General features: G+C 70.7%; 27 protein-coding genes and 1 tRNA gene. 13 read left to right on the top strand and 15 right to left on the bottom strand.

Annotated elements, in window-relative coordinates; genetic code table 11:
- Positions 1–279 precede the first annotated feature (279 nt).
- Positions 280–933 (bottom strand): HAD family hydrolase, encoded by a 654-nt coding sequence (locus F6W97_RS23140; RefSeq protein ID WP_155372500.1) that lies wholly within the window; start codon positions 931–933, stop codon positions 280–282.
- Positions 934–1,011: 78 nt separating this feature from the next.
- Here F6W97_RS23140 and F6W97_RS23135 point away from each other — a divergent pair, with 78 nt between their 5' ends.
- A complete protein-coding gene (locus F6W97_RS23135; protein WP_155372499.1) occupies positions 1,012–1,227 on the top strand; it encodes a hypothetical protein in 216 nt (71 codons plus the stop codon).
- Between the two features lie 1,390 nt (positions 1,228–2,617).
- Positions 2,618–3,013, top strand: coding sequence for a peptidase inhibitor family I36 protein (locus tag F6W97_RS40220; protein WP_196279279.1), 396 nt, complete (start codon positions 2,618–2,620; stop codon positions 3,011–3,013).
- A gap of 1,266 nt (positions 3,014–4,279) precedes the next feature.
- Here the strand turns inward: F6W97_RS40220 and F6W97_RS41435 are convergent.
- Positions 4,280–5,377: a helix-turn-helix transcriptional regulator gene (locus tag F6W97_RS41435; RefSeq protein WP_330164982.1), complete on the bottom strand. Its 1,098-nt coding sequence runs from the start codon at positions 5,375–5,377 to the stop codon at positions 4,280–4,282.
- Complete coding sequence (locus tag F6W97_RS23120) at positions 5,352–6,188, bottom strand: helix-turn-helix domain-containing protein (RefSeq protein ID WP_155372497.1); 837 nt, start codon at positions 6,186–6,188, stop codon at positions 5,352–5,354. The genes F6W97_RS41435 and F6W97_RS23120 overlap by 26 nt, the downstream gene beginning before the upstream one ends.
- Positions 6,189–6,617: 429 nt before the next feature.
- Between F6W97_RS23120 and F6W97_RS23115 the strand changes: the two genes are divergently transcribed.
- The 3 genes from F6W97_RS23115 (at position 6,618) to F6W97_RS23105 (ending at position 7,710) form a co-directional block, all read left to right on the top strand.
- The gene (locus F6W97_RS23115; protein ID WP_155372496.1) at positions 6,618–6,929 is read left to right on the top strand and encodes a hypothetical protein; all 312 of its coding nucleotides are present in this window, start codon (positions 6,618–6,620) and stop codon (positions 6,927–6,929) included.
- Between the two features lie 128 nt (positions 6,930–7,057).
- Positions 7,058–7,216 carry a hypothetical protein gene (locus tag F6W97_RS23110; protein ID WP_155372495.1) on the top strand — a complete coding sequence of 53 codons (159 nt, stop codon included), beginning with the start codon at positions 7,058–7,060 and terminating at the stop codon, positions 7,214–7,216.
- A gap of 326 nt (positions 7,217–7,542) precedes the next feature.
- Positions 7,543–7,710: a hypothetical protein gene (locus tag F6W97_RS23105; protein ID WP_155372494.1), complete on the top strand. Its 168-nt coding sequence runs from the start codon at positions 7,543–7,545 to the stop codon at positions 7,708–7,710.
- A 349-nt stretch (positions 7,711–8,059) separates the two neighbouring features.
- Here F6W97_RS23105 and F6W97_RS23100 read toward each other — a convergent pair whose 3' ends face one another.
- From F6W97_RS23100 to F6W97_RS23090, 3 genes are all read right to left on the bottom strand, one after another.
- The gene (locus F6W97_RS23100; RefSeq protein WP_155372493.1) at positions 8,060–8,362 is read right to left on the bottom strand and encodes a hypothetical protein; all 303 of its coding nucleotides are present in this window, start codon (positions 8,360–8,362) and stop codon (positions 8,060–8,062) included.
- Between the two features lie 348 nt (positions 8,363–8,710).
- A tRNA-Val gene (locus tag F6W97_RS23095) sits at positions 8,711–8,782 on the bottom strand.
- A 206-nt stretch (positions 8,783–8,988) separates the two neighbouring features.
- The gene (locus tag F6W97_RS23090; protein ID WP_120318938.1) at positions 8,989–9,420 is read right to left on the bottom strand and encodes an SsgA family sporulation/cell division regulator; all 432 of its coding nucleotides are present in this window, start codon (positions 9,418–9,420) and stop codon (positions 8,989–8,991) included.
- 272 nt (positions 9,421–9,692) lie between these two features.
- Between F6W97_RS23090 and F6W97_RS23085 the strand changes: the two genes are divergently transcribed.
- Entirely contained in the window at positions 9,693–10,142 is a 450-nt protein-coding gene (locus F6W97_RS23085) for a TIGR02611 family protein (RefSeq protein ID WP_155372492.1), read from the top strand.
- A gap of 197 nt (positions 10,143–10,339) precedes the next feature.
- Here the strand turns inward: F6W97_RS23085 and F6W97_RS23080 are convergent, their stop codons facing one another.
- The 6 genes from F6W97_RS23080 to F6W97_RS23060 all read right to left on the bottom strand — a co-directional run bounded on the left by F6W97_RS23080 (position 10,340) and on the right by F6W97_RS23060 (position 18,808).
- Positions 10,340–11,491, bottom strand: coding sequence for a VWA domain-containing protein (locus tag F6W97_RS23080; protein ID WP_155372491.1), 1,152 nt, complete (start codon positions 11,489–11,491; stop codon positions 10,340–10,342).
- Complete coding sequence (locus F6W97_RS23075; protein WP_230686891.1) at positions 11,488–13,887, bottom strand: DUF5682 family protein; 2,400 nt, start codon at positions 13,885–13,887, stop codon at positions 11,488–11,490. The genes F6W97_RS23080 and F6W97_RS23075 overlap by 4 nt, the downstream gene beginning before the upstream one ends.
- Positions 13,884–14,972: an ATP-binding protein gene (locus F6W97_RS23070; protein WP_230686890.1), complete on the bottom strand. Its 1,089-nt coding sequence runs from the start codon at positions 14,970–14,972 to the stop codon at positions 13,884–13,886. Before F6W97_RS23070 ends, F6W97_RS23075 begins: the two co-directional genes overlap by 4 nt.
- A complete protein-coding gene (locus F6W97_RS40875) occupies positions 14,969–16,456 on the bottom strand; it encodes a DUF5691 domain-containing protein (protein ID WP_230686889.1) in 1,488 nt (495 codons plus the stop codon). The genes F6W97_RS23070 and F6W97_RS40875 overlap by 4 nt, the downstream gene beginning before the upstream one ends.
- Positions 16,457–16,592: 136 nt before the next feature.
- Complete coding sequence (locus F6W97_RS23065) at positions 16,593–17,918, bottom strand: SWIM zinc finger family protein (RefSeq protein ID WP_155372489.1); 1,326 nt, start codon at positions 17,916–17,918, stop codon at positions 16,593–16,595.
- Positions 17,919–18,016: 98 nt separating this feature from the next.
- Positions 18,017–18,808 (bottom strand): hypothetical protein, encoded by a 792-nt coding sequence (locus F6W97_RS23060; RefSeq protein WP_155372488.1) that lies wholly within the window; start codon positions 18,806–18,808, stop codon positions 18,017–18,019.
- A 321-nt stretch (positions 18,809–19,129) separates the two neighbouring features.
- Between F6W97_RS23060 and F6W97_RS23055 the strand changes: the two genes are divergently transcribed.
- The 4 genes from F6W97_RS23055 to F6W97_RS23040 are packed head-to-tail and all read left to right on the top strand — an operon-like array spanning position 19,130 to position 22,738.
- Complete coding sequence (locus F6W97_RS23055; protein WP_155372487.1) at positions 19,130–21,379, top strand: sensor histidine kinase; 2,250 nt, start codon at positions 19,130–19,132, stop codon at positions 21,377–21,379.
- 1 nt (position 21,380) lies between these two features.
- The gene (locus F6W97_RS23050; protein ID WP_230686981.1) at positions 21,381–21,791 is read left to right on the top strand and encodes a roadblock/LC7 domain-containing protein; all 411 of its coding nucleotides are present in this window, start codon (positions 21,381–21,383) and stop codon (positions 21,789–21,791) included.
- The gene (locus tag F6W97_RS23045) at positions 21,781–22,170 is read left to right on the top strand and encodes a DUF742 domain-containing protein (protein ID WP_155372485.1); all 390 of its coding nucleotides are present in this window, start codon (positions 21,781–21,783) and stop codon (positions 22,168–22,170) included. Before F6W97_RS23050 ends, F6W97_RS23045 begins: the two co-directional genes overlap by 11 nt.
- Complete coding sequence (locus F6W97_RS23040) at positions 22,151–22,738, top strand: GTP-binding protein (RefSeq protein WP_120318925.1); 588 nt, start codon at positions 22,151–22,153, stop codon at positions 22,736–22,738. The genes F6W97_RS23045 and F6W97_RS23040 overlap by 20 nt, the downstream gene beginning before the upstream one ends.
- Before the next feature lie 61 nt (positions 22,739–22,799).
- Here F6W97_RS23040 and F6W97_RS23035 read toward each other — a convergent pair whose 3' ends face one another.
- Entirely contained in the window at positions 22,800–23,027 is a 228-nt protein-coding gene (locus F6W97_RS23035) for a hypothetical protein (RefSeq protein ID WP_155372484.1), read from the bottom strand.
- 70 nt (positions 23,028–23,097) lie between these two features.
- Here F6W97_RS23035 and F6W97_RS23030 point away from each other — a divergent pair, with 70 nt between their 5' ends.
- Complete coding sequence (locus F6W97_RS23030; RefSeq protein WP_155372483.1) at positions 23,098–23,550, top strand: GNAT family N-acetyltransferase; 453 nt, start codon at positions 23,098–23,100, stop codon at positions 23,548–23,550.
- Positions 23,547–23,939, top strand: a complete 393-nt coding sequence (locus F6W97_RS23025; RefSeq protein ID WP_155372482.1) for an NTP pyrophosphohydrolase — start codon at positions 23,547–23,549, stop codon at positions 23,937–23,939. Before F6W97_RS23030 ends, F6W97_RS23025 begins: the two co-directional genes overlap by 4 nt.
- Here the strand turns inward: F6W97_RS23025 and F6W97_RS23020 are convergent.
- On the bottom strand, positions 23,874–25,223 hold the full coding sequence (locus tag F6W97_RS23020) for a TolB family protein (protein ID WP_155372481.1): 1,350 nt from the start codon (positions 25,221–25,223) through the stop codon (positions 23,874–23,876). The genes F6W97_RS23025 and F6W97_RS23020 overlap by 66 nt on opposite strands.
- Entirely contained in the window at positions 25,220–25,726 is a 507-nt protein-coding gene (locus F6W97_RS23015) for a SigE family RNA polymerase sigma factor (RefSeq protein WP_155372480.1), read from the bottom strand. Before F6W97_RS23015 ends, F6W97_RS23020 begins: the two co-directional genes overlap by 4 nt.
- Positions 25,727–25,831: 105 nt before the next feature.
- Here F6W97_RS23015 and F6W97_RS23010 point away from each other — a divergent pair, with 105 nt between their 5' ends.
- Positions 25,832–26,374 carry an RNA 2'-phosphotransferase gene (locus F6W97_RS23010; RefSeq protein ID WP_155372479.1) on the top strand — a complete coding sequence of 181 codons (543 nt, stop codon included), beginning with the start codon at positions 25,832–25,834 and terminating at the stop codon, positions 26,372–26,374.
- The last annotated feature ends 10 nt before the right edge of the window (positions 26,375–26,384 follow it).

Genomic DNA, 26,384 nt, shown 5'->3' with positions numbered 1-26,384 from the left:
TTCAAGTCCTCGGCGCTGACCGTCGGCGGCAGCAACGGAATCGGGTGGGCCGAGCTACGCCTCGGGCACAACTGCTGGAACCACGCGGAAGACCTCACGATCCGCTACCACGACGTCCGCAGTCTCACGATCGATCCCGCCACCGCCGCAGCGGACGCCGTAATCGTCGCTTTTCGCCATGGGTGGTATCGAGAATCTTCGACGGCATGCTTCTCGGCCAGCGCGCCGCCGTGCCGTCGGCCCGTACCGCACGGTGCTGACGGTCCCCTTGCCGCAGGTTCAGATCCCGGCCAACCACAGCACGTGATCGAAACCACGGTTTTGGGCAGGCGAACTCACCATAGGCAGCACAAGGGCCGGAATCCCGGCCGTCACGGAACCACCGTCGCCGCCGGGATGATCTCCGACCATCAGCGTCCGGTCCGGCTGTGCCGCCAAGGCGTCGAGGGCGGTGCGCCAGATCCGCACGTCGGGTTTGACGAAGCCGACCTCGTAGGAGAGCACGAAGGCGTCGATGTAGTGGTCAAGCCCGTGCCGGACGAAGCATTTACGGATGTCCCAGCCCACGTTGCTCACCACGCCGAGGCGGATGCCGGCGGCATGCAGCGCGGCGAGGGTGGGCAACGTATCCGCGTACGGCTCGACCGCTTCGGCGCGCGTCTCATGCAGCGCGCGCGCAAATGCCGCGCTCACCCCGGGAATCTGCTGCAGCACGGCCAGAATCGCCTGATCCCAGACCTGAGGGTCGAGGTCCCGCGCGATGTGCTCAGGATCTGTAGCGGTCGACCGTAACAACTCGGCGAAGTCGTCGGCGATGCGCTGCGCCTCACCAGGTGCGACCGTCCGCCCGATCTTGGTCGCCGCGTTGCCGACCCAGCAGACCGGGTCGCTGGCGAACAGCGTCCAGGCGAAATCGAACAGGACAGTCGTCACACGAGGTGAAGGCACCAGGCCACCTTAGAACAACCGGACGATTCCCGTAGGCCATGATCCTCTTCGCCGGTCGGGAAGATGGAGGTTCAGCGTGCTGTTCAATCGACGATCGTGAGGTTCGTCAGATGTCGAGCTCGTGATGGCGTCGAGGTACATCGGGAACCGGTCGAGCAGGCGGCGGTGGCCGGTGGCCAGCAGCCGCCAGTTCCTGAGGTGCCCGAAAACGCGCTCGATGCCGGCGCGGCGGGCGGCGACGGCGCGGTTGTACTCGCGGTCGACTCGGTCGGGCTCTAGCCTTTCTGTCTGCGGTGGGGCACGCACAGGCCGGTGCCGGTGCCGGTGCCGGTGCCGGCGGCGTCGGTGAAGCCGCCTGGTCCGCCGTCGGCGTGCAGCCGGCCTTCGAACCTGTTGGCGAGTACGGAAGCGTCCGGCGGCGTCCGGCTTCCGGTCCCCCGGACATGACCGCGACCAGGACATCCGCTGACATCAATCCGGAATCGGTCGGCACCCGACCCTGACGATGCGTAGCCCCGGTTGACTCGGGCCACAGAGGCAACGGATCCACGACCCGCGCCGGCCGCTTCGACCCCGAGCCCGCCGACTCGGCGACCCGGCCACCACGGAACCGATCGACCGACGCAGGGCCAGTGCCAAGGCCTCGGCCAGCCCGAAAAAGGAGGTCTCGAAACGTCTACCGCTGATCGATCCACCCTCGTCGTGCTCGCCGCAGTCGTCGGCGTAGCCACCTTCACCCCGAAGACGATATCCATCCAACTTAGGAGCTCTCATGCGTAAAGTCCCGCAAAGGATCGGAGTCGGGCTCGCGGCTGTCCTGCTGGCCATCGTCGGCGGTTTGGTCGCCACCGCCTCACCTGCGTCTGCGTCAGTGACATGCGGGCCGCCCGCGCCCGACTACGACGCAGCGTCGTCGCAGGTTATCAACGCGGTCAGCGGCTACACCGGCCCTGCGATGCGGACCGGACCCGGTCACAATTGCAGCATCCTCGTCCGACCGCCATGGGGTGCCTGGCTTCCCATGAACTGCTTCCGGTACGGCGACTCGGTCAACGGCGTCGCCACCTGGACGGCTGTCCATTACGGCGGATACTTCGGCTGGGTCTCCGACTATCACCTCTCTGGGTACGGATCCACGAAGCTCTGCTGACCGTCGCGGCACCGTTCTCTTCTCCTGGCGCCTGAAGCAATCCATCGACATCCCGTGAGGGGTTGAGGTCGGATGCCTAGACCGGCAGCCCGTAGATACGCAGTCAGCCCGGCCGGCCTGGCTGCGTATCGCGACTGACTGGCCCGCTTGCGCCCCGTTCCAGGCAGCGGCCCCGCGTCGCAGAGCACGTCGGTGAGCCGGCTCGCCGCGCTACGGCTCATATCTCCGCCGTCGCCGACGCGGTCACCGCACCGTAGCGCGAACACCGGCGTGCCCGGTTCGGCGGTCGATCCTGGCCGCCAATCAGCTCGGTGGCTCCAGCGCGTTGACGACGATCACCGGCCAACGCGCTTTGGAGGCATCGCTCGTGGTCGAGCTGATGCACTACCTCGGCCACGGGCACATCAGAAAGACACCGGACAGCGACGTCCACCCCGGGTCGCAGCGCCCCTATCAATCAGGAGGAAAACTTTGAGTACAGGAAACACTTCCCGTCGGATTGCGGTCATTCTGTCAGCGGTGATTCTGCTCTTGACCGGAACCTCAGCGGCCGCCAACGCTACGACCGCCCGCACTACGGCCCTAGCGGCCTGGGACTGCCCTGTCGGCGATCTCTGCGTCTGGAGCGGGTATGACGGCACGGGCTCCCGTTGCAACTGGGCGAACGCGGACAACGACTGGATGAACGCTCCGGTTACCTGTTCGTGGTCGGGGTACAACAAGGTTAAGTCCATCTACAACCGCGGGCAGAGCACCTCCTTTTTGGGAGTGATGCTGTACAAGAACACCAACTACCCCTCCAACGCTATTTGGGATTGCATTGCCCAAGGCAGCAAGATGTCGTTCATCTCGGGCATCAGCGACGGGGTTTACTTGGCCTCACATCGCTGGACCAACAGTTGGCCGTACTGCTGACACTGCGATAAGAGGGCTGACACGCCGGTCACCACCCGTCAACGAGATGCAGGCGGGACCAGGTTCGGCGTAGGCAACCGTTTGGGTTGGCGGTGGGCGGGATGGCCCACCGCCAACCGCCCCCAGACCGCCAGCCGCCCGCGCTCCTCTGGCGTCCCGCCTCTGCTGATCCGTCCACCGCTCTGACGCGGTGACCGGTCGGCGGCTACCTCGACGGTGGTCGACTGCGCCACGAGCTCCAACGGGACTCCCGGCACCCGCTCCAGTAGACGCGCCTGGAGCATGTCGAAATCGGCGGGGGTAGCAGGGTCGGTCCTGCCCGTGTTGCGCACGAAGACCGTCCGGCCTGGAACTTGTCGAACTGTCTACGTAGGACGTGGATCGGATCGCCGGCACGGGGCGGGTCCACGATGACGACGAGCACCTGGCGTTGCTCGACCGTCACGTACTCGGGCGTCCAGCGGACGGCGTCGCCTTCCGCAACCCGGATCTCCACCGGCAGCTGTGGATCGACCGCCGTGACGCCGCCGATCCCGCCAGGTGATACCCCGACGAGCAGATAAGCGTTCGGAGCGAACATGCTGTCCGGCCGCATCAGGCTAAAGAAGATGTCACGCACCGAGGCGCAGACGATCCTCACGGAGCCGGAACTGTGGCCGACAGACATCGTCAGAGCCGCCGCCGAGACAGCCTCCGCAGGACTGTCTGATCTTCCACCGCTGGCCAAGGTAGCCGAGGTCGACGGATGGTTCACGAGCTAACAGGGCCCAGCGTCTCCGATGGCGCGCCGCCCGCGCAAGCCGCCGTCGGAGCAGCCGCCATCTAGGCTAGTTCGCTGGGTGCTCGATATCTCCCCTGCTGGCTCGCTGCCGAACCTGTCGCGCATCCTCGACAAATACTCGGTGAATTGTGATGGCGTAAGGGCGGTCACAACACAGCGACGTTACACGCCCCATACTTGCTGCTGATCAGTGATCCTCCTTCGAGCATCCACTTCCGAGATCCGCTGGCAATGTTGCACAGCAGCTATCTCGATGATCTTCTTTAGTTTGGCCCCTATGATCACCGCCGCCTCCCAGGGCTTCTCCTGAGTGAATAGCAAGGTGGCTTGGGCAGCAGGCACATGTAGCGCAATCGCCCCGAGGGTGGGCGGGCGTCCGCTTACCGAGCGGGACTTGCCAGCAGCGCTGCTGTCCCTTTGATTTACCGACGACTGGGAAGATCCGGAAGATTAAATGCCTCTACCGAATCTGGTTTCTGCGCCGATCAGAAGATCAGACCGGCCCGGAATCCAGTCGCAACAGCATGTGCCCGATCCCGAGCACCAAGCTTGCGAAACAGCCGGCGCACGTGCGTCTTCACCGTGTCCTCGCTCACGAAGAGGGCTGCGCCGATCTCGGCGTTGCTCATCCCGTCAGCCATCCCCCGAAGGACCTGCAGCTCTCGCTCGGTGAGGGTGACTGAACGCGCGGGCCTCATCCTCAGAGCACGAGGTTCTGCCTCCACAGCGAAGCCCTCTGCGATGGCAAGCATCCGCAGCTCGGCGGCCTCACTTTGACGGCCAGCTTGCCGCAGCAGGTCGAATAGAGTCTGGATGTGAACCGATCCCGACCGCTCCGGATAGAGGCTGGACTGGCACATCTGAACGAACTCACCGAGTAGATACCCGGCAGCCGAGCCCTCACGGAGCCCAGCTTGGGAGGCAACCAGTGCGGAGCGCGTTGGGTCGACAAGTTCACGCAACTGCTGGGCACCGTCCGCTCCAAGCGAGGACGCCTCGATCAGCCGCCAGAACTCCTGCAGTCTCGCGCGATCGAGGACGTCCACAGCGGGAGGTGCGTGACCCGGAAGTTCCTGGCCCGACATTCGTTGCGCTAGAGGTTCCCGAGGAGGGATGGACCGCGGGCCGGGGATTAGAGTCGCCCGAGCTCCCACAGTCGAGCCGGCGGCAACGGCCATGGCGGGCGTCCGTCGATCGGCGGCACTGTGAGGAGCCTTGGCCAGCACCAACAAGATTATCGACTTGGCTGCCGTCGCGACCGTTTCACCGGGTGCGCCGATGACCCCACGGGCACCCGCGCGGATCGCCGCCCGCGCAGCCTCCGGTTCCTCCTCGCCGAAGAAGATCACTGTGGCGTAGGGCACTAGCGCAAGCACTTTCCGAACGAACGTCGCAATGTCTGGGTGGCGAGCCAACGTCACTTCGGCCAGAACGATGTCAGCGGGATGCTCGCCGAGCCAAGCCAAGGCCTCTTCCTGGGTGACCGCTGTGCGGACGGCGGGGGCCACATTCAGACGGTCCGCAACCGCGGAAATCGCGCTCGCCGCGGCCGGCGAACTAACGCAGACGAGCATGGTCTGCATCGCTGTCACCTCCCTTCAATACCAGTCGAGCACGCCGCCTCGCCCGGTAGAGCTCGCCCTCTACGCCGCGTTCACTTATCCCGCCACCCAGTGCCTCGGCAATCTCCCGGTGGGTGTAGCCCTCGGCCGCCAGGGCCAACATCTTCGCGATGCGAGGTGGCTCGGAACCAAGCACTTGCATGATCATCTCACGGAGGACGGCGATGTTCTGGGGGTCGCTCTGCTGACGCGGCCCGGGAACGTGCAGGGCCTCCCCGGTGGGGATCTCGCACATCGGCGTGTCCGCCCGCCACATCCGGCAGGCGTTGCTCAGTTTCAGCAGGCAACCGCCGATGAAGTACGTCTTAATGCTGGCACCACGATCTGGGCACCAGGTCCGTTCGCGCAGCACGACCTTGTCGAACAGTTGCAAACCGAGGGTGACCGTTAGATCTGCGATCGCCAGAGCGTCGTCGCGGTGGGTTCGTCCAGCCAGTGGCCGGTGTTCGACGGCCACTGGGCGGCCGACTTTAAAGGCCCGCACGAACGCGGAGCCGTCTAGCGCCCACGCGGTCATCACCGCCAGCCCGTATCTGGTGAGTTCGACGATGAAGGCGTCGTACTCGGGGCCCTGCAGACCTGCGGCGAACAGCCGCCGTAGCAGCAGTTGGTCAGCAAGCAGCCGGTCTTCGACTTCCGAACTGAGTTTGGCCGCACGGTCGATGCTGCCGACAACCGCCTCGACCTGTTGCAGGTCGTCGTCCAGTTGGAGGTAATCGACAAAGACGGGCACCGCCTCTTCATCGGCGGGAACCTCGAAGTCCTCCGTCATCGCGAGCCGGCCGGCACATGGACGCACGCACGGACAGCAACCACCGCGAGCCGCTTATGGGGTGCGGCGATGCGATCGGCCGGTCGCGGGTGGATGGTCCTGTCCTTCCTGCGCTGAGGGGGTACCCGGGTGCGGCCAGGAGGTTGCGCAGGCCAGCCGCATCAGGGCCGATCGTTGATCGGGATTCGCCACTGTGACCGCGCGCCATGCTGAGTTGTAGATCAAATCAACTCGATCGTGTCTGGCGCGCGTGCTGCTCCCCGAAGCAGCCACGCTCCCTGGTATCTCGGCAGTTCGGAGGTAGCCCACGGCTCTGGCGAACTTTTTTCGGTGACGTTGCCGTCACCTCGCCGCCGTGGGTTTGTGCCGCGTGGTTGAGCTAGAGCCTGGCGCACTGCTTCTCAGATGACAAACCCCTAGGAGCACAACATGTCCAGGAAGCCGCCGAACAGCGTACCGCCGCGGAATCCCCGCCCTGGCGCTTCGCGACCTGACGCCGCAGCGCAGATCGACACGCTGCGCGGACTGGTACGCCGCTACCGGCGCACAGCAGTGGCCGCCGTGCTCGTGGGCGAGGCGAAGGCCACTGTCGGGTTCTTCGTGATCGACACGGGTGACGTTCTCTGGTGGGCCAATCTCGGCTGGGCAGCGGCGCTACTCACGGGCGGCGGCTACCTCGCCGCTCCGCACCTCAAGCGCTTGGCCCAGCTGAGCGACCCAGCCCGGCCGCCTCGGGTGTAACGCGGGCGGTCGGAATCTCGAACCGGCGAGGTGCCGTTCTCGCGTCGACCAGCCCCGCGGCCTGATTCGCTAGTCGAACTCATGTACGAACGGCACCCTTCAGCGCTGCCGCACGCAGGGAGTTCCGGATGACCTCACCTACCAGGCCGCTGGCGGGGGTCCGAGCTGATAGTGGCGCTGACGTCGGCCGAGCGCTGGAGCTGGTGCGCGAGCGGGCCGGGGCGCGGCAGAACACCTCGGCGATGCTGCACCCGGTCTCGACAGGGGCCGCGGCCGAGGACCGCTGAGCCCACGCCAGCGCTGCCGGTCCAGCCCCGAGCTGGCGCAGACCCCCGCCGTGGCAGGGACTGCGCCGCGACGCGGTCGTGGCGGTGACCGGTTCGACGACGCTGCTGATCACGCTGCTCGGCAAGGCTTTGGCGCAAGGATCGTGATGCGCGGCGGTCGGGTGGCCGGACCTGGGCATCGCCGCGGCCGCCGGGGCCGGTGTCGAGCTGTCCCGACGCGGCCGAACTTCGGTGGTCTAACGCCAGTTCGGCCGCGCCGCTCGCGGTCAGCGATCTGGCCGATCAGCGCCCGCCTGCGCGGGACCAGGTGGGCCAGGAACACCCGAATGGCCGCGCGCATGACCACGGCGACCACGGCTGCCACGCCGGTGCCGATCTCGGCGGCGGTGCTGGTAGCGCTGCTACTGGGCACGCCCGACATCGTCGTGCTGCTGGACTTGGTGACGGGCTTCGTCGCTGTGCATGTTGATCTACCAAAAAGTGCCACTCCATGACTTACGATCTTGTGCGCAATCGCTGAGGTCGCGCGATGAACTGCTCGGGGCGTTCACCAGGTGATGGTGAGGCCCGAGATCAGGGCGGCGACGGCGTCGACGAATCTGCGGGAGGAGTTCGCACCGTCTAGGAAGCGCTGCAAGCACCGGCTGCACGAGCCACCGGACACGGTGCTCCGGCTGGCCGCCTGACCGCCCCCGGCCGCGAGCCCTACCGCCCGCGAGACCGGCGGCCACGGCATCCCCGGCGCGGTCGCGCAGACCCGTCTGCGGCAGGCCGCCGCGTTGTGCCACTTGGCAACATAAGCGGCACGGGCAGCGCTCAGCCATCTGGTCGCGACTTCGGAGATCACCGCAGCGGCGGGCGGACTGCGTTGATATCTGCGATCACCTCGTTCATCCGCGCAATCTTCGCGTCCAGCCATCGGTCGTCGATCCAGAAACGGTTGCCGGTGATGGCCCGTTGTACGACTTCGGCACGGTTGAGTCGCTGGCCGTCCGGATGGGTCGCCGGACGGGCGTGCAGAACATCGCTGCGGATCTCAGCGACAATGAACAGGCCGCGGTAGACCGCGGTTAGGTAGTCCTTCATCGCACCCTGCGGGAGCGACTTGGCCGCCGTCCTCACTGATGTGGCAATGCCCGCGGTCATCATCGGCTCCAGGGCGGCGAGCGTCAGTTCGGGTGGCAGGTCGGTGGCGAGCCGGTGGAGGTCGCCAAGGATCGTCCACTCGATCGAACTTGCGGTAAGGCCACCTCACCGATGCGGGCCAGATATTCAGGCTCAGGCAGAGCTACGTGGGAATGCTCCATGACCGCATTGTGCCAAGTACCCGGTGTGATGGGGCCGGCCGCGCCCGGTTGCAGCACCTGACGCCACGCGCGACCAAGCCGAGCTTGAGTCATTGACGTGGGGCAATTGTGGAGCAGATTGCCCACCGACAATAGAAGAAGCTCGCTAGCGTTGATCGCTAGCGAGCTTCTTCCCTGCAAATATCGGTGGGCGATACTGGGATCGAACCAGTGACCTCTTCCGTGTGAAGGAAGCGCGCTCCCGCTGCGCCAATCGCCCGCAACGAAAAGGAACTCTACAGCACCCCCGGCGCCCAGCGCATCTCGGTACCCCTCCGGCGTGGCGCACCGGACAAACACCCCAGACAGCACGAGACGAGGTGCTCATCACGAGCACCTCGTCGGAGTGCTGACCGGGTGTCCGGCCGGAGTTCGCCTAGCTCAAGGGAGTGATCATCCTGCTGACCGTCGCTGGTCAGCAGTTGATCATCGTCCGGCGAGCAGTCGGTTGACCGCCGCGTCGACGTCGAGGTGGTCGGTCTCGCGACCGCGGGGTACCACGACGTAGGTGCGGCGCAGGAAGCGTACGAGGACGCTTCGTGGGACCTCGAAGAGCGCGTTGCCGTCGGGCGACGACAGGGCGAGCGCGACGAAGTCTCCGCGCGGGGTGGCCCAGGGCCAGACCCGCACGTCGCCGATGCCGGCCGGTTCGTCGAGTCCGGTGACCAGCAGTTCTCGGGCGAACGACCAGCTCACCGCCTCGCCGCCGGCGGACTCGGCATGGAAGAGCACATGCACCGCGTACGGGTCGACCGGGTCGTAGCGAAGACTCGCCCGCACCGGAAGCGAGGTCGCGTCGGGCGCGACCAGCCGCAACGATGTCTCGACCTCGACGGTCGTAGGACGGATAGCACTCATGGACGTACTCCCCCCGGCACTGCGGCGGAGCTTGACCGCCCCGCCTCTCCCATACTCAAGGTGACCCTCCCCTATACGCTCCGTCATCGTTCGATCTCACCCGATAGCGGGAAGATCGAGGATTACGCGGGCACGGACCCACCTACAGGGAGTAAGATGCCGTGCTTTTGCCCGGTATTGCTGATAGTGCGATGCCGGCCAAGACCGTCGACACACTCCGGTAACGTCCAGTCATCGGGGTTGGTGACGGGTGATTCCGCGACCCTGACGACATGGCTGACAAGGGTGTGGAGATGAGCGACAAACCGGACTTTCCTCGGGGCTCCAGCACCTGGCGGGACCGGGCACGGATAGCGCATCAGGCCGTTCGGGCTAATCCGACCGGGGCAGCCGCGCTCAAGGTGATCATCGGGGTGCTCGGGGCGGTGGTGGTGGCGATCGGCATCCTGCTGATCCCTCTGCCGGGGCCGGGCTGGCTGATCGTGATCGGCGGTCTCGCGATCTGGGCGATCGAGTTCGTGTGGGCGCGCCACCTGCTGCAGTTCACCAAGGACAAGGTGCGCGGCTGGACCGAGTGGGTCAAACGCCAGTCGCTGCTGGTCCGCGTGCTGATCGGCCTGGCCGGGCTGGTGTTCGTGGCCGCGGTGCTCATCACCACCCTGCGTTACAGCTTCGGCGTCAACGTGGTCAGTCAGGCGTGGAGCTACGTCAGCACCCATTGACCGCACCGAAACATGCCGGACGCAGGGCCGAAACCACCGGTGAGCGTGGCGGCCGAGCGCTCCGGACAGCGCGGCCCGTACGTCCGGAGGACTTGACCGGACGCCCGGCAAGCGGTGTGATCAGTGTGATCCGGCCGCGCCCGTCAACCTCCCCAGGTCAGCGCGGCCGGGTCCGTGCGTTGTGGCTGATCCGTGGCTCAGCGGCCCATCTTCTCGATGATCGGCTGGAGCTCCCGGCGTTCGATCGCCGCCGCCATCAGCTCCGGGAATGCGTCCGGTGTGCACGCGAAGGACGGAACCCCCATCGCCGCCAGTGCCGAGGCGTTGCTGTGGTCGTACGCCGGCTGTCCTTCATCGGACAGTGCGAGCAGGACGATCACCTGCACCCCGGCGGCCTTCATGGTGGCGACGCGGCGCAGCATCTCGGCGCGCACCCCGCCCTCATACAGGTCGCTGATGAGGATGAAGATGCTGTCCCGGGGCCGGGTGATCAGCCCCTGGCAGTACGCGATGGCCCGGTTGATGTCGGTGCCGCCGCCCAGCTGCGTGCCGAACAGCACCTCGACCGGGTCGTGCAGCTCGTCGGTGAGGTCGACGACCGCCGTGTCGAACACGACAAGCGACGTACGCAGGCATTTCATCGACGCGAGCACCGCAGCGAAGACTCCGGAGTAGACCACCGACGCCGCCATCGAACCGGACTGGTCCACGCACAGCACCACGTCGCGCTGCACGGACCGGGTCTGCCGGCCGTAGCCGATCAGCCGCTCCGGCACCACGGTGCGGTGTTCGGCCTGGTAGTGCTTGAGGTTGGCGCGGATGGTGCGGTTCCAGTCGATGTCGCGGTGGCGCGGGCGGTTGATCCGGGCGGCCCGGTTGACCGCGCCGGTGATCGCGGCCCGGGTGCGCTGCGCGACGCGACGTTCCAGCTCTTTGACGACCTTCGCGACGACCATCCGCGCGGTGGTGCGGGCCTTGTCGGGCATCACCTTGTTCAGCGACAGCAGCGTGCCGACCAGGTGCACGTCGGGTTCGACGGCCTCCAGCATCTCCGGTTCGACCAGCAGCCGGGTCAGGTTGAGCCGCTCGATCGCGTCGGCCTGCATCACCTGCACCACCGTGGACGGGAAGTACTGCCTGATGTCGCCGAGCCAGCGGGCGACCTTCGGCGCGGAGCCGCCCAGCCCGGCGCTGCGCCCGGATCCGCCGTCGCCGCCGCCGTCGCGGTAGAGCGCGGCCAGGGCCTCGTCCATGCCCTTGTCCACCCCGGCCAGCGTCACTCCGGTGCCCTCGGCGCCCTCGCCGCCGAGGACCAGCCGCCACCGGCGCATCCGCTCGTCGTCGCTCACCGTGCTCCCCTTCCCGCTGCCAGCAGCAGTTCCAGCGTCGGCAGCACCCGCGCGACCCGCGCCGGGTCCAGCTCGCCGAGTTCGTCCACATCAGACTTCGGTCGCGGACCACCGGTGCCGAGGCGTCGGACCTGCTCGCCGACCGCACGTCGTTCCGGGGCCGCGAACGCGGCGAAGGTACGCCGCAGCAGCGGCAGCACCGCCGTGAACACGTCCGGGGCCAGCCCGGCCAGCCATCGGTCGGTCAGCGTCAGCAGCGCCTCGTCGTGCACCAGCAGCAGCCCGCCGCCGGACAGGAAGCCTTCGACGTACCCGGCGGCGGTCACCGGCGGCACGCCGACGGTCAGCGCCCGGGCCAGCCGCAGCTCGGCAGCATCGGCGTCGAGGGCGCCCGCGTCGCGCAGCAGCCGCAGCAGCCGCCCGGCGAGCAGGCCGGGCAGGTCCGACCGGTCGACGAGCCTGTGCAACGTGTCCAGCCACTCCTCCCGCAGCGGCAGCCGGTCGGCGAGCAGGTTCAGCGCCTCGTGCGTGGCGTCGAGATGTTCGCGCATCGCGCGGGCCGCGTCGTCGTCGAGGCCGGTGAGCGCGCCGGGCAGGCCCAGCCGGATCCGGGTGACCAGACCCGTCAGCACCTCGGCAAGCGCGTCGGTGCTGGTGGCGCGTACGTCGCCGTAGCGCAGCGAGCGGGCCAGCGCCGGGACGGCCGCCATCAGCTGCGCGACGTCGGTGTCGAGCGCGGCCCGGTCGGACAGGGTGCGCAGCACCGCGGGCTGCGCGTCGGGCAGCTGCGCGAGCAGGCACGACTCCAGCAGCCCGGTCAGTGTCGGCAGGTCGGCGTCGGCGCAGGTCTCGACGACCTTCGCGGTGGCGGCCCGCTCCACGGTGGTGCCGTAGGCGCTGGCGGCGACGAGGTCGACCGCGTACTCCGGGTGCCATTGCAGCTGCCAGGACTCCCAGAAGGTGCCCTTGCCGGACTTGCGCTGCACCGGGGTGCCCCAGCCGACGCCGAGCAGGCGCAGCCGGTGCAGCAGCCGGCTGCGGTCCAGGTCGTTGGGTTTGCGCAGGTCGAGGTCGTGGTCGCTGACCAGGGCCTGCTGGGCGAGTTTCAGGCGGCGGGCGGTCGCGTCGAGGTCGCGGGCCAGCGGCACCGCTGGGGCGTCCGGGGGTACGGCGCCCAGCCGCTCCCCCACCACGACCCTGCGCTGCACGAGTTCCAGGCGGGTGTCGTCGCCCTCGCAGAGCACCGCCCTGGTCGCCTCGGTGACCTCGGCCAGGCCCGGCAGCGGCCGTCCCCGCAGCACGGCGAGGGTGTCGGCCAGCCGCGCCGACTCGATCACGTGCGCGCTGGAGACCGGCAGGTCCTCGTCGCGCAGCACCCCGGCGACGGCGACGAGCCAGCGCTCGACCGGGGCGTCCTCGGCGGTGAACAGGTGGTGGTACCAGCCGGGCGCGGTGACGCCCGCGCCGTAGCCGCTCCACGACGCGAGCCGCCCGTGCGTCCACGGCACCCAGGTGACCGTCGCCGGGGTGCTCGGCAGGCCCTTGAGCAGGGCCGTGTCTGCCTTGGCGGGCGGCAGGTCGCCGGTCAGCGCGGGCACGTGCCATGCGCCGCAGACCACGGCGATGCGCTGGTGTCCTTCTTTCAGGGCGGCGCGCAGGACCTGGCGCATGTGCGCCTCGCGCACCAGGTCCTCGGTGATCGCCGGGGCGGCCTCGCGGACCGCCGCCATCGCCTCGGCCACGGCCGCGAACGGCGGCACATCGCGCCGGTGCTCGATCACGTCCTCCCACCAGCGCTCCGGGTCGTCGTACCCGGCCGCATGGGCCAGGCCCGCGATCGGGTCGACCCGCAGCTCGTCCTCGGCGCTGTCAGGAGTCGCGCCCGCAGGCGCGCCGTCGTCAGGCTCGGCGCCGGCGTCCGGTCCGGCAGGCGCGGCGAGCCCGACCACCGGTTCCTGAGCGGTGCCGGCTTCCGTGCCGGTGGGCGGCGCTTGCGCGGCAGTCGGGTCCACCGGGCCGGTCCCGTCCAGGGGACCGGCCGGTTCGACCGCGCGGGCGGCGAAGCGGTGGCCGGCGGGCAGGTCGCAGAAGCGCAGCGGCACGTCGTGGGTGACGGCCCAGCGCAGCGCCTGCCACTCCGGGGAGAAGACCGCGAAGGGCCAGAACGACGCGGTACGCGCATGCTCGCCCTTGGCCGCGTTCGTCGGATACGCCAGCAGCGCCACCGGCGGTTCGAGCCGCTCGTCGGCGGCCAGCGCCACCAGTCCGTCCGCTTCGGGCGGCCCCTCCACCAGGATGATGTCGGGCTTCAGCTCGTCCAGCGCCCGCACCAGGGCACGGGCCGAACCCGGGCCGTGGTGGCGTACGCCGAAGACGTGCACCCGGTCGGTGCTCACTCCGCCTCCCGGGCCGCGCGGTAGAAGTCCTTCCAGCCGTCGCGCTCGCGCGCCACGGTCTCCAGGTACTCCCGCCACACGACGGCGTCGGAGACGGAGTCGCGCACGACCGCGCCGCGGATGCCCGCGGCGACGTCGGCGGCCCGGACCGTGCCGTCGCCGAAGTGCGAGGCCAGGGCCATGCCGCTGGTCATCACCGAGATCGCCTCGGCGGTGGACAGGGTGCCGCTGGGGCTCTTCAGCTTGGTACGCCCGTCGGCGGTCAGTCCTTCGCGCAGCTCCCGGAACACGGTCACCACCCGGCGGATCTCGGTGATCGCGTCCGGCACCTCGGGCAGTTCCAGGGCCCGGCCCAGCGACGCGACCCGCTGCGCGACGATCTCGACCTCTTCCTCGACGGTGCCCGGCACCGGCAGCACCACCGTGTTGAACCGCCGCCGCAGCGCGCTGGACAGCTCGTTGACGCCCCGGTCGCGGTCGTTGGCGGTCGCGATGACGTTGAAGCCCTTGACCGCCTGCACCTCCTCGCCGAGCTCCGGCACCGGCAGGGTCTTCTCCGACAGGATGGTCAGCAGGGTGTCCTGCACGTCGGAGGGCACCCGGGTCAGCTCTTCGATGCGGGCGATCGTGCCGGTGCGCATCGCGCGCATCACCGGGCTGGCCACCACCGCAGCGGCGGTCGGGCCCTCGGCCAGCAGCCGGGCGTAGTTCCAGCCGTAGCGCATCGCCTCCTCGGGCGTGCCGGCGGTGCCCTGCACGAGCAGTGTCGAGTCGCCGCTGATCGCCGCGGCCAGGTGCTCCGACACCCACGTCTTGGCGGTGCCGGGCACGCCGAGCAGCAGCAGCGCCCGGTCGGTGGCCAGCGTCGCCACGGCCACCTCCATCAGCCGCCGCGGTCCGATGTACTTGGCGCTGACGTCCTTGCCGTTGCCGAGCAGGTACGTCACCACGGCCTGCGGGGACATCCGCCAGCCGGGCGGGCGGGGCAGGTCGTCGGCCGCGGCCAGCTGCTCCAGCTCCGCGGCGTAGAGCTGCTCGGCGTGCGGGCGCAGCACCGTGGGCGTGGCGTCGATGGTGGCGGTCATGCAAGCTCCTGGTGGATGTCGTGGCGGATCTGCAGCATCGTGGTGAAGCGGCCCAGCAGTTGCTGGTCCGGGATCGGAACGGAGTCGTGCAGGGCGCGGGCCCGCGGCGCGTACGCCGGGTCGAAGCCCCATTCGGCGTGGCGCAGCAGCTGCCACCAGCCGGAGCGGCGGCGCTCGTCGTCGGCCAGGCACTCCAGCACGGCCTCGGCGACCGGCGGGGTCCACGGCTGCGGCAGCACGTCGAGCAGCCGCACCGCCGCGTCGACCTTGCGGCGCAGCTGCGCCGCGATCAGCTCGGCCAGGTCCGGTTCGGGCATGATCGCGGCGAGTTCCCGCAACTCGTTCATGTCCCGCAGGCCGAGCCCGTCGTGGATCAGCACAGCGGCCCAGGCCGAGTCGCGTTGCGTGATCGCGGCGCGGACCAGGCCGGCCCGGAACACCGCGCCCCAGGTGTCGTCGAACTTGCGGCTGAGCAGCCCGGCGGGTGTCTCGTCGTAGGCGGTCCAGCAGTCCAGCGGCGCGTACTCGATGATCTGGCGCAGCCATTGGGTGCGCTCGCCGGTGCCCTGCTGCGCTTTGGAGGTGATGCCGTCGCGGCGCATCGCGTCGTCGCACTCGGTGGGCGGCGTCGCGACCAGCCGCCGGGCCGCGACGTGCACGCAGGCCAGCGCCCGGTCGGCCATGCGCTGCCGGTACGCCGAGCCCGGCAGCGCACCGAGCAGCCGCGCCGCTACCTCGCGGACCTGCGCCCGCCGGTCGTCGAGGGCCTTCTCCAGCCACGGCTCGTCGTCGGGCCCGAGCCCGGCGTCGCACGCGGCGAGCAGCGCGGCCAGGTCGGACGCCTTCTCCTGCGGCCACGCCGCCAGCAGCAGGTCCCGCCCCGCGGCGGCGTCGCGGGCGCGCAGCTCGCCGAGGTAGCGGACCCGGTCGGCGAGCCGGCCGGTGTCCCAGTCGGACGGCTGCGCCGTCTCCTCCTGCTGCACGGCCCACGCCCAGCGGCCGGGCCCCTGCAGGGCCAGCCAGCCGAGCCGTGTTCCGCCGACGGCTCGCACCGTGGCGCGTACCGACGAGTCGGAGCTGCCCAGGTCCAGCAGCGCGACCAGGATCGCCGGTCCGGCCAGCAGCCCGCGTCCGGCAGCCACCCGCAGCCATTCACCGGCCAGTTCCCGGTTCGTGGACCGGTCCAGTTCGGCGTCCCCGCCGGACAGCAGCGCCGCGAGCCGCTGCTGCGCGGCGGCCGGCGCGTATGGCAGGGTTTCGGCGGGGGCGGCTTCGGGGCGTTGCGGCCGGGCGGCGGCCTGCCCCGCGCGGCGGGCCACGGTCACCGCGGCCGCCGCGCTCAGCAGCCCGTCGGGGTCCAGCTCCGTGCCGAGCGGCGACAGCACCGCGGCCAGTGGGCCGTCCGTGCCGGGCAGCACGAGCCTGCGCCGGTCGGTGCCGACGAGCGCGCTGGACATCAGATCGGACCAGATGCTCGTGCTCATGCCGGCTCCCCCAGCGGCCCGTGGGGCCGCGTCGTGTCCTGGGGGCAGCGGCTCGTGCCCTGCCCGGTGTGCTCGGCGGGCGGGCCGGCGTGGTGGGCGCGCTGAGGGGTCCGGGGCGCGGCGTAGTAATAAGGCCTCATGCGCGTGCCACCTCCGTGCCGTCGTACACGGCGAGCGGGCGCAGCCCGGCCGGGCCCCACTCGGCCGCGAGGGTGATCTCGTGTCCGCCCGCGACGGCGGCCAGCCGCCACGGCTCGCCCAGCGCCGGGTCCAGGGGCAGCGCGTCGCCGTCGGGGTCCACCAGGTGCCAGGGGCTGCCGGGGGCGAGCACGCCGCGCAGCAGCACCGGCCACTGGAACAGCCACGGGTCGCCGGCCAGCGCGGCGCTGACCTCGTCGAGGGCCTGCGCGACGGTCTGCGCCGGGCCGGGCACCGGGCAGGCCCGGGGTGTGCCGTGGCGCGCGGCGACCAGGGCGCGCAGCGGGGCCGCCCCGGGGTAATAGGTCAGGTCGGCGTCGAGTTCGGTGCCGAGCACAAGGTCGACGGGCAGCGCCTGGCCGGGCATCGCGAACGACAGGATCAGCGCGGCGCGTCCGGTGTCGCGGCCGCGCAGCCATACCCGGCGGCTGGTCAGCTTGTCCTCGGTGTCGTCGCGGGTGCCGACGACCTGCCACCGGTCGCGCACCGGCGGCCCGGCCAGCACCTGCTCGGTGGTCACGGCGTGGCCGACGCGGCTGCTCACCGTCGCGGCCAGGTCGTCGGGCAGCGCGTCAGGGTTCGCCGCGGCGCCGGACAGCAGGTGCAGCAGCGACAGTTCGGCCAGCAGCCGCTGCTCCCAGCCGGTGCCGGAGCTGGGCACCGGGGCCAGGCGGCGCACCGCCGCGGCCAGGCCGGGTGCCTGCGCGTCGACGAGTCGTGCCGCGACCTGCTCGAACGGGCGGTAGCCGGCCTGGTCGAGCCCGGCGATGCCGTGCCGGACCTGATCGGACAGCCAGGTCCGCAGCTCGGCGATGCCCGCCGCGACGGACTCGGCGCGTTTGTCGGCCCGGCGCTGCGCGGCCTTCTCCTGCGCCTCGGTGCGCGGCGCGGCGGCCTGCTCGGCCTTCTTCGTGGCGCGCGCCTCGCGGGAGGTGGTCCACTCGGTCATCCACAACGGCGGCTCCTCGGCCGCGACCTGCCCCGCCGACCAGCGCAGCAGCAGCGCCAGCGCGTGCTTGCAGGGGAACTTGCGGCTCGGGCACGAGCAGCGGTACGCGGGCTCGGCCAGGTCGACGCAGATCTGGTACGGCGTGCTGCCGCTGCCCTGGCACAGGCCCCACAGCCCGGACGGGCTGCCACCCGTGCCGGTGCTGCTCCAGCCGGACTTGCCGGCGAGCTTGCGGGCCGCGGCGAACGACGCCGCGTCGGGGGCCAGTCCCTGGACCTGTTCGGCGGTCCAGGGCGGCTCGGTCGGTTCGGACATGCGCGCCACCGTAGCCACCCCGTCCGACAACGACGGTCGCACCCCGGTCGATCCGGCCGCCACCTGTTCGCACGGCGTCATCCCACGGCCGGCGCCGGCTACACCACCACGGGCGCGGCAGCCTGGCTCGGCGCGGGTGCGGCCTCGGCGAGCTTGGCCCGGTCGTCCGGCAGCCGGGTCCGGGCCGGATCCAGGAAGTCGATGAGGTCGATCAGGGCGTGCTGGGCCCGCAGCAGCCGCTCGTTGCCTGCCCAGTCCTGGGCCACGATCTCGGCGACGTCGTCGAGCAGCCGGCGGAACCAGCGGCGGAACTCGAGGCTCTGGTCCAGCCGGGCGCAGAACGCCGGGTAGGTCATGCTGTCGGCCCGGCCGTTGGCGGTCTCGATCATCAGCTCGCCGATGGCCCGCTGCTGGCCCTTGAACAGCCGGAAGTGGGTGCCCGGCAGCTTCAGCGACGAGAACGCCGTGCCGACCAGCGTCAGGTGCCGGTTGAAGGTGCGGTTGCTGTCCTCGTCGCCCAGGTCGAGGAACCGCAGGTCACGACGGATGATCTCGACCCAGCAGAGGTAGTCGGCCAGCACGTAGACCGTGTAGTCGCGGGCGTAGCGGCGCTCGTCCTCATCCTCGTGGTTGAGATATTCCGCCAGGTAGACGCCGCCGACAGCGTTGTGCAGGCGGGACTGGAGGTTGAACGCGGCCAGCAGCAGCGGCTCGCGGTAGCGGCTGATCACCTCCTGGGCCTGCTCGGCCTTGCTGGCCTCGTGGCGTTCGGCGGCCAGCCGGTGCTCGAACATCGCGTTGCGGCGCGCCGACCAGGTGGTCATGACGCCGGCGACGATCGCGCCGAGCACGGACAGTGCCGCCGAGACCACGGTGACGATGTCGCCCATCGATGACCCTCCAGATATGACGCCGCTGCCGTGCGACAGTGTGCCGGGCGACCGGCGGCGAGCCAAGCCCATACACCCTGCGCAAGCGCTCCATCGCCTTAAGTGACCTTGTCCACAATGGAGATTCACCGCAGTGGACAGGAACTCCAGAGCCGACTAGGTTCACTGCCCGGAGGCATTGTCAGATAGCGACCTGTGGCGTGTCATGGTTCCGCTTCGTGCACCGGCTGGCCCCCGGAACACGATGGTGACGTCGCGGTGAGCCGTACCTTGGACGTGGTCAGTGTGAGAAACCGTGGCTGGAGCATTCGCGCCAAGATCATGACCCTGGCAGTGGTGCCATTGGTTGCCATCACCGGCCTTTCCGTCTTCGGAGTGGCCGTCAGCGCGGGCGGGGCGCTGAATCTACTCGCCGCCCGCGACTACGAGCAGGTCTTCGGCGCGTACGGCGAGCGCATGATGGTGCAGCTGCAGAAGGAGCGGCGGGTCTCGGTCGCCGAGAAGCCCGGCTCGGCCGCGCTGGCCGAGCAGCGGCGCGCCACCGACGAGCGCGAGCAGCAGTTCCACACCCGACTGGCCGACAGCAAGCTGCGCGACGACCTGCCGCCCGACCAGCTCGCGCAGGTCGACGCCTTCCTGGCCAAGCTGGCCAAGCTGCCCGAACTGCGCACCGACGTCGACGCCGGCAACGCCGACCCCACGGCCGTGGTACGCCGCTACTCCGAGATCATCGACACGCTGTACCAGGCGTTCACGCCGATGACCAAGCTCGCCGACCCCGACCTGGCCGCCCTGGCGCACAGCATCTTCGCCATCAGCCGGGCCCGTGAGCTGCTCGCCCGCGAGGACGCCGTGATCACCGGCGCGGTCGCCGACGGCAAGCTCACCCTCGCCGAGCAGGGCCACCTGCTGCGCGCCGTCGGCGCCCGGCGCCAGGTGCACGACGAGGCGCTGGCCGCCCTGCCCGAGCCGCACCGCGAGCACTTCCGGCAGATCTTCGACAGCGACACCTACGGCACCCTGTTCGCGATGGAGGAGACGCTCAGCACCTCCCGCCCCGGCAAGGTGCTCGTCGACGCCGCCACCTGGCGCAGCACGAACGACGCCATCTACGCGCAGATGGACGCCACCGAGGGCGCGGCCGCCGCGGCCACCTCCGACCTGGCCAACGAGCTGGGCATCGCGGCCTTCGCGCAGACCATCGTCGCCGCGCTGCTGGGCCTGCTGTGCGCGGCGATCTCGCTGGTCCTGGCGCTGCGCACCGGCCGCTCCGTGGTCCGCCGCCTGGAGCGCCTGCGGGTGTCGGCCCTCGAGGTCGCCCACGAGCGGCTGCCCCGCGCCATCGCCGCGCTGCGCCAGCCCGGCGCACTGGTCAACGACCCGTCGCTGACCGACGTGCCGCTGGTCGCCGTCGGCACCGACGAGGTCGGCCAGGTCGGCCACGCCTTCGGCGCCGTGCAGCGCACCGCGGTGCGTGCCGCCGTCGACGAGGCCGTGCTGCGCCGCGGCATCAGCGAGGTCTTCCTCAACATCGCCCGCCGCTCGCAGGCGCTGCTGCACCGCCAGCTGACCCTGCTGGACCGGATGGAGCGGCGCACCACCGAGCCGCAGGAGCTGGAGGACCTGTTCCGGCTCGACCACATGGCCACCCGCATGCGCCGCCACGCCGAGGCGCTGGTCATCCTCGCCGGCGCGGCCCCGGGCCGCGGCTGGCGGCACCCGGTGCCGGTCATCGACGTGGTGCGCGGCGCGACCTCCGAGATCGAGGACTACCAGCGGGTCACCATCGACCGCATGCCCGACGTGAAGATCGTCGGCCGGGCCGTCGGCGACATCATCCACCTGCTGGCCGAGCTGCTGGAGAACTCGACCTCGTTCGCCCCGCCGCACACCCGGGTGCGCGTCTTCGCCGAGCAGGTCGGCAACGGCCTGGCCCTGCACGTGGAGGACCGCGGCCTGGGCATGAGCGACGCCGAGCTGCTGGAGGCCAACGGCAAGCTGGCCGAGCCGCCCGCGTTCGACCCCTCCAGCAGCGCCCGCCTGGGCCTGCTGGTGGTGGCCCGGCTGGCCGCGCGGCAGGGCATCAACGTGCGGCTGCGCTCCTCGTCATACGGCGGCATCACGGCCGTCGTGCTCATCCCGACCGAGCTGGCCCTGACCGACCCGACCGACAAGGGCGAGCCGCTGGGCATCTTCGCCCCGCGCGCCCCCCGCGCCGTCGAGGCCGCACCGGCCGCTCCGGTCGAGGAGCAGACCGTCGACCTGGGCTCCGGCGGCGAGGAGACCACCGCGCTGCTGCCCAAGCGGGTGCGCAAGGCGGCCCCCGAGACCGCCCCGGTCACCGAGGAGACCACCGTCTCGCTGGGCACCGCCGAAACCCCCGTGGTCCCCCGCCAGCGCAGCGCCGACCAGGTCCGGACGATGATGTCCGCGTTCCAGTCGGGTACCGTGCGCGGGCGCGCGAAGGCCGTCACCGAGAGCACCGCGAACGGGGATGCACCCGCCACAGCACCGACCCCGCAAGACAGCGCCGGTATGGAAGACAGCTCCACCCTGGAAGGACGTGCCTGACGTGGTACCGACGACGACCCGACCCGCGACCGACTGGCTGCTCGACGACCTGCTCGCCCGGGTCCCACAGGCCCGCTGCGCCGTCGTGCTCTCGGTCGACGGACTGCTCACGGGAGCCTCCAGCGGGCTGTCCCGCGACGACGCCGAGCACCTGTCGGCGGTCGCGTCCGGGTTCTCCAGTCTCGCCACCGCCACCGGCCAGCGTTTCAAGGGCGGCCAGGTGCGCCAGACCATCGTCGAGATGGAGGAGGCGTTCCTGCTGGTGAGCACGGCCGGGCAGGGCTCCTGCCTGGCGGTGCTGGCCGACCCGGACAGCGACCTGGGCATCCTCGCGTACGAGATGGCCATGCTGGCGACCCGCGTGGGCACGCATCTGGCCACACCGTCCCGGCCGGGCACCGATGTCCACTGATCCGCTCGACGGTGTCGAGGAAGGCCCGGCCTGGTGGGACCACGAGGCCGGCCCCGTGGTGCGCCCGTACATGGTCACCGGCGGCCGGGTCCGGCCCACCACCGTCGACTTCGACCTGATCACCTACCTGGTGGCCACGGCGACGCTGGCCGCGGACACCCCCAGCCCGGAGCACCAGGCGATCCTGGCGCTGACCCAGGAGCCCCGCGCGGTGGCCGAGGTGGCCTCCCGCGTGGACCTGCCCCTGGGTGTCGTCCGGGTCCTGTTGTGTGATCTGCTTTCCGACGGGCTGATCGCTCGATACGATCCTCCCCCCACTGACCATCTCCCGAACGTCGAAACCCTGCAGGCGGTGATCCATGGACTCCGTGCGCTCTGACACCGCACCGGTCCCCCAGGCGCTCAAGATCCTGGTCGCCGGGGGCTTCGGCGCCGGCAAGACGACCCTGGTCGGCGCGGTGAGTGAGATCGCTCCACTGCGGACCGAGGAGGTGCTGACCACCGCGGGCGTCGGCACCGACGACACCACCGGGGTCGCCACCAAGACCACCACGACGGTGGCGATGGACTTCGGCCGGATCACCATCAACCCGAGCCTGGTGCTGTACCTGTTCGGCACCCCGGGGCAGAACCGGTTCTGGTTCCTGTGGGACGAGCTGGCCACCGGCGCGCTGGGCGCGGTCGTGCTGGCCGACACCCGCCGGCTGGCCGACTCGTTCGCCGCGATCGACTACTTCGAGCAGCGCAACACGCCGTTCGTCATCGCGGTCAACTGCTTCGACAACGACCAGCGCTACACCGCCGAGCAGGTGCGCGAGGCGCTGGACGTGGACGGCCACGTGCCCGTGCTGCTCACCGACGCGCGCGACCGGATGTCGGTGAAGAACGTGCTGATCACGCTGGTCGAGCACGTGCTGACGATGGTCCGCAGCTCCGTCCCGGCCTGACCTGCGACGACAGACGCCGGTGGGCGCGCCCCGCGCGCGCCCACCGGCGTCTTCGCGTGCACTACTTCTTGCGGCTGCGCATCACCAGGAACACTGCCCCGACGATGATCGCGATCACGACGAGGCAGCAGATCAGGCCGAAGATGCCGCCGAAGCCGAAGCTGACGCCCTTCTTCTTGCGCAGCACATCGGCGACGCCGGACTCCTCGGCCCACGCGGTGGCGGGCACGAGGACGGTGGCCAGGAAACCGGCCACCACAGCGGCCCAAACACGAGAGATACGTTCCATGCGCGCCAGCGTAGAGGGCGTGCGCCACGGTAGGTCCGCGCAGCGTCGGCATTCTGCTACCGTCGCGCCCGTGAGTGATCTTGAAATTCGCCGCGCCACCCTCGCCGACGTGCCGGTCATCGTCGCCATGCTCGCCGACGACCCGCTCGGCGCGACCCGGGAGGGCGACCCGGCGGATCCCGCGTACGCCCAGGCTTTCGCCGCACTCGACGCGGACCCGCACCAGCTCCTCGTGGTCGCCGAACGCGGCGGCGAGGTCGTCGGCACGCTGCAGCTCACCGTCATCCCCGGCCTCAGCCGCCGCGGCATGCGCCGCGCCCTGATCGAGGCCGTGCGGGTACGCGCCGACCAGCGCGGCCACGGCACCGGCCGCCGGCTCGTGCAGTGGGCGATCGACCGCGCCCGCGCCGACGGCTGCGGCCTGGTGCAGCTCACCACCGACCGGTCCCGCACCGACGCGCACCGCTTCTACGAGGGTCTGGGCTTCGAAGGAACGCACCTGGGTATGAAACTGGCACTGTGACCGCACCCGCGCCCCGCCCGCTGCTCGTCGTCGACGCCGCCAACGTCGTCGGCTCCGTGCCCGACGGCTGGTGGCGCGACCGCCAGGGGGCCGCCACCCGGCTGCGCGACGCCGTCGCGCGCATCGCCGACACCGGCCTGCCGCAGCTGCCCGGCCCGCTGGACGTGGTGCTCGTCGTCGAGGGCGCGGCCCGCGGCGTCGCGGACGCACCGGGAGTGCGGGTGCTCGCCGCGTCCCGCAGCGGCGACGACGCGATCGTCGACCTGGTGCGCCAGGAGAGCGTTTCGCGGCCTGCCGTGGTCGTCGCCACCGCGGACCGCGGCCTACGCGACCGCGTCACCGCCCTCGGCGCGCAGATCGTCGGGCCCCGCACCCTGCCCTACCCGTAGCCCCGGCAACGCCCTGAGCGCCCTCCTGCGCAGCCGGAGCACCACCAGCAGCACCACCGGCGGCGCCAGGCAGGCGGCGAGGCCCACGAACGCCCACGGCTGCGCCTGCAACGGGTTCGCGGTGTAAACACCGAACGTGCCGTGCTCGACCAGATCCCGCGGCACGTCCAGCTCTCCGGCACCCGCCGGGCCGGCCAGCAGCACCTCCCGCCCTCCGCCGGGACGCGCCACCACCAGCTCCGGCGGCGAAAAGCGCCCGCCCTCGACGAACACCGGAAGCCCGTCCCGCCACCCGGCCAGCGCCCGCGGCAGCCCTGCCCGGCCGCGGGCCTCCTCGTCGGTGACCGCACCCGTGGCAGCGTCGACATACTGCATCCGCCAGCCGCGCAGGCTGTCCGGCCTTGCCTGGCAGGCGGACCAGGCGCACCCGTCCGCGACCGTCAGCACCACGGAGCGCCCGTCCGGCGTCCACGCGGCCGGGCCGGCCAGCCGTTGCTCGCCGGTCAGCACGTGAGAAGTCGACGGGCTGCCGGTGATGTCGTCAACGATCACCAGCTGGTGCAGCCCGCTGTCGGCCGTCCCGTAGCTCACCGCGATCCGGTCGCCGTCCGGCGCGAATGCCCCCACCGGCGGGGCCGTGTCGACATTCATGATCGGCAGCGACTGGTCGGTGTCCAGGTCGTACACCACGATCTCGTCCGGACGCGCGGGGTCGCTCTCCGCGCCGTCCACGTACTGCCGGGTGAACCCGTCGGCGCGGTCCACCCAGAGCAGCAGCCGGCGCCCGTCCGGCGACCAGGCCAGCGGCCGCCCGTACACCGCGCCGACCCGCCCGGTCACCAGGTCCACGAGCTGGAAGTCCCGGGCCAGGTGGCGGCCGTCCGGTGAGACCAGCCCCAGCTCCTTGCCCGGGTCGATCGGCAGCAGCCGGTACGAGCCGTCCTGACCGACCAGCACTCCCGCCCCCGCGGAGAACGTGTCGTCGTCGGTGAACACCGCCACCACCGGGCCGTTGGGCCCCGCCTCGTGCGACAGCTGCCACGGGAAGGGTTTGCCCAGGCTGCCCACGATCACGTCACCCTGCGCCGGTCCGGGCAGCACGCCGCCGCCCGCCAGACCCGGCAGCGTGGCCAGGCCCGCCACCAGCAGCAACCCGGCCAGCGTCGTCGCCGCCCGGCGCATCCGCCGCCGCCGGCGGCCCCGCCGCCACAGCTGCCCGTCAAGCCGCGGCACCGGCGCGGACTCCGCGGCCCGCCGCAGCGCTTCCCGCAACGTCTCGCTCACCGGTTCACCTCCGCCAAGGAATCCGACAGCTCGGGAGCGATCCTCCGGAGCCGCGCCAGCGCATCCCTGGTCTGGCTCTTCACCGTGCCGACCGCGACGCCCAGCACCGCGGCCGTCTCCGCCTCGCTCAGATCCTCGAAGTAGCGCAGCACCAGCACCGCCCGCTGCCGGGGCGCCAGCCGGGCCAGCGCCTCGCGCACCGCCAGCGCGGTCACCGTCTCGCCCGCGAAGTCCGCCGCCGCCCGCTCCGGCAGCACCGCGACCGGCAGCGCCTCCCGGCGCACCCGCCGCCAGGACACGTGCTGGGTGTAGAGGATCCGGCGCACGTACGCGTCCGGCTCGCGCGCGGCGGACACCTGCTCCCAGCGCGACGCCAGGCGCAGCAGCGTCAGCTGCACCAGGTCGTCGGCCAGGTACGGGTCGCCGGTGAGCAGGTACGCCACCCGGGCCAGCATCGGCAGCCGGGAGCGCGCGTACTCCTCGAACGACTCGGCGTAGGTCATCGCCACCTCCGCCTCGTACACGCGGCGGACCGGCACCGTGGAGGGGTCCCGGCACGACGTATTCGATCGACGGATCCGCCCCGCGCCGCTAACGTGAGCCCCGACATGGACCTGAAGAAGATAAGCAAGCAACTGTCGTACGTGCTGCGGCACCGTCCCGACAGCATCGGCATCACCCTCGGCCCCGACGGCTGGGTGCCGATCGACACCCTGCTGGCCGCGATGCGCGCCCACGGCAAGGCCATCAGCCGCGCCACCCTCGACGCCGTAGTCGCCGACAACGACAAGCAGCGCTTCGCCGTCGACGGCGACCGCATCCGGGCCAGCCAGGGCCACTCCGTGCCGGTCGACCTCGGGCTGGCCCCGATCGCCCCGCCCGCGCGGCTCTACCACGGCACCGCCCGCCGCAACCTGGACTCGATCATGGCCGGCGGCGTGCACCGCGGCAGCCGCCACCACGTGCACCTGTCCGGCGACCCCGACACCGCCCGCAACGTCGGCAGCCGCCACGGCGCACCCGTGATCCTGATCGTCGACGCCGCCGCGATGGCCGCCGACGGCCACACCTTCTACCGCAGCGCCAACGGCGTCTACCTCACCGACGAGATCCCCGCCCCCTACCTCCGCGGCGAAGCCCCCACCCCCTGACCCGCCCCAT

Source organism: Catellatospora vulcania, from assembly GCF_009720385.1.
Lineage (GTDB): Bacteria > Actinomycetota > Actinomycetes > Mycobacteriales > Micromonosporaceae > Catellatospora > Catellatospora vulcania.
The sequence above is the reverse complement of the archived record's forward strand: the minus strand, read 5'-3'. Positions and strand labels throughout refer to the sequence as shown.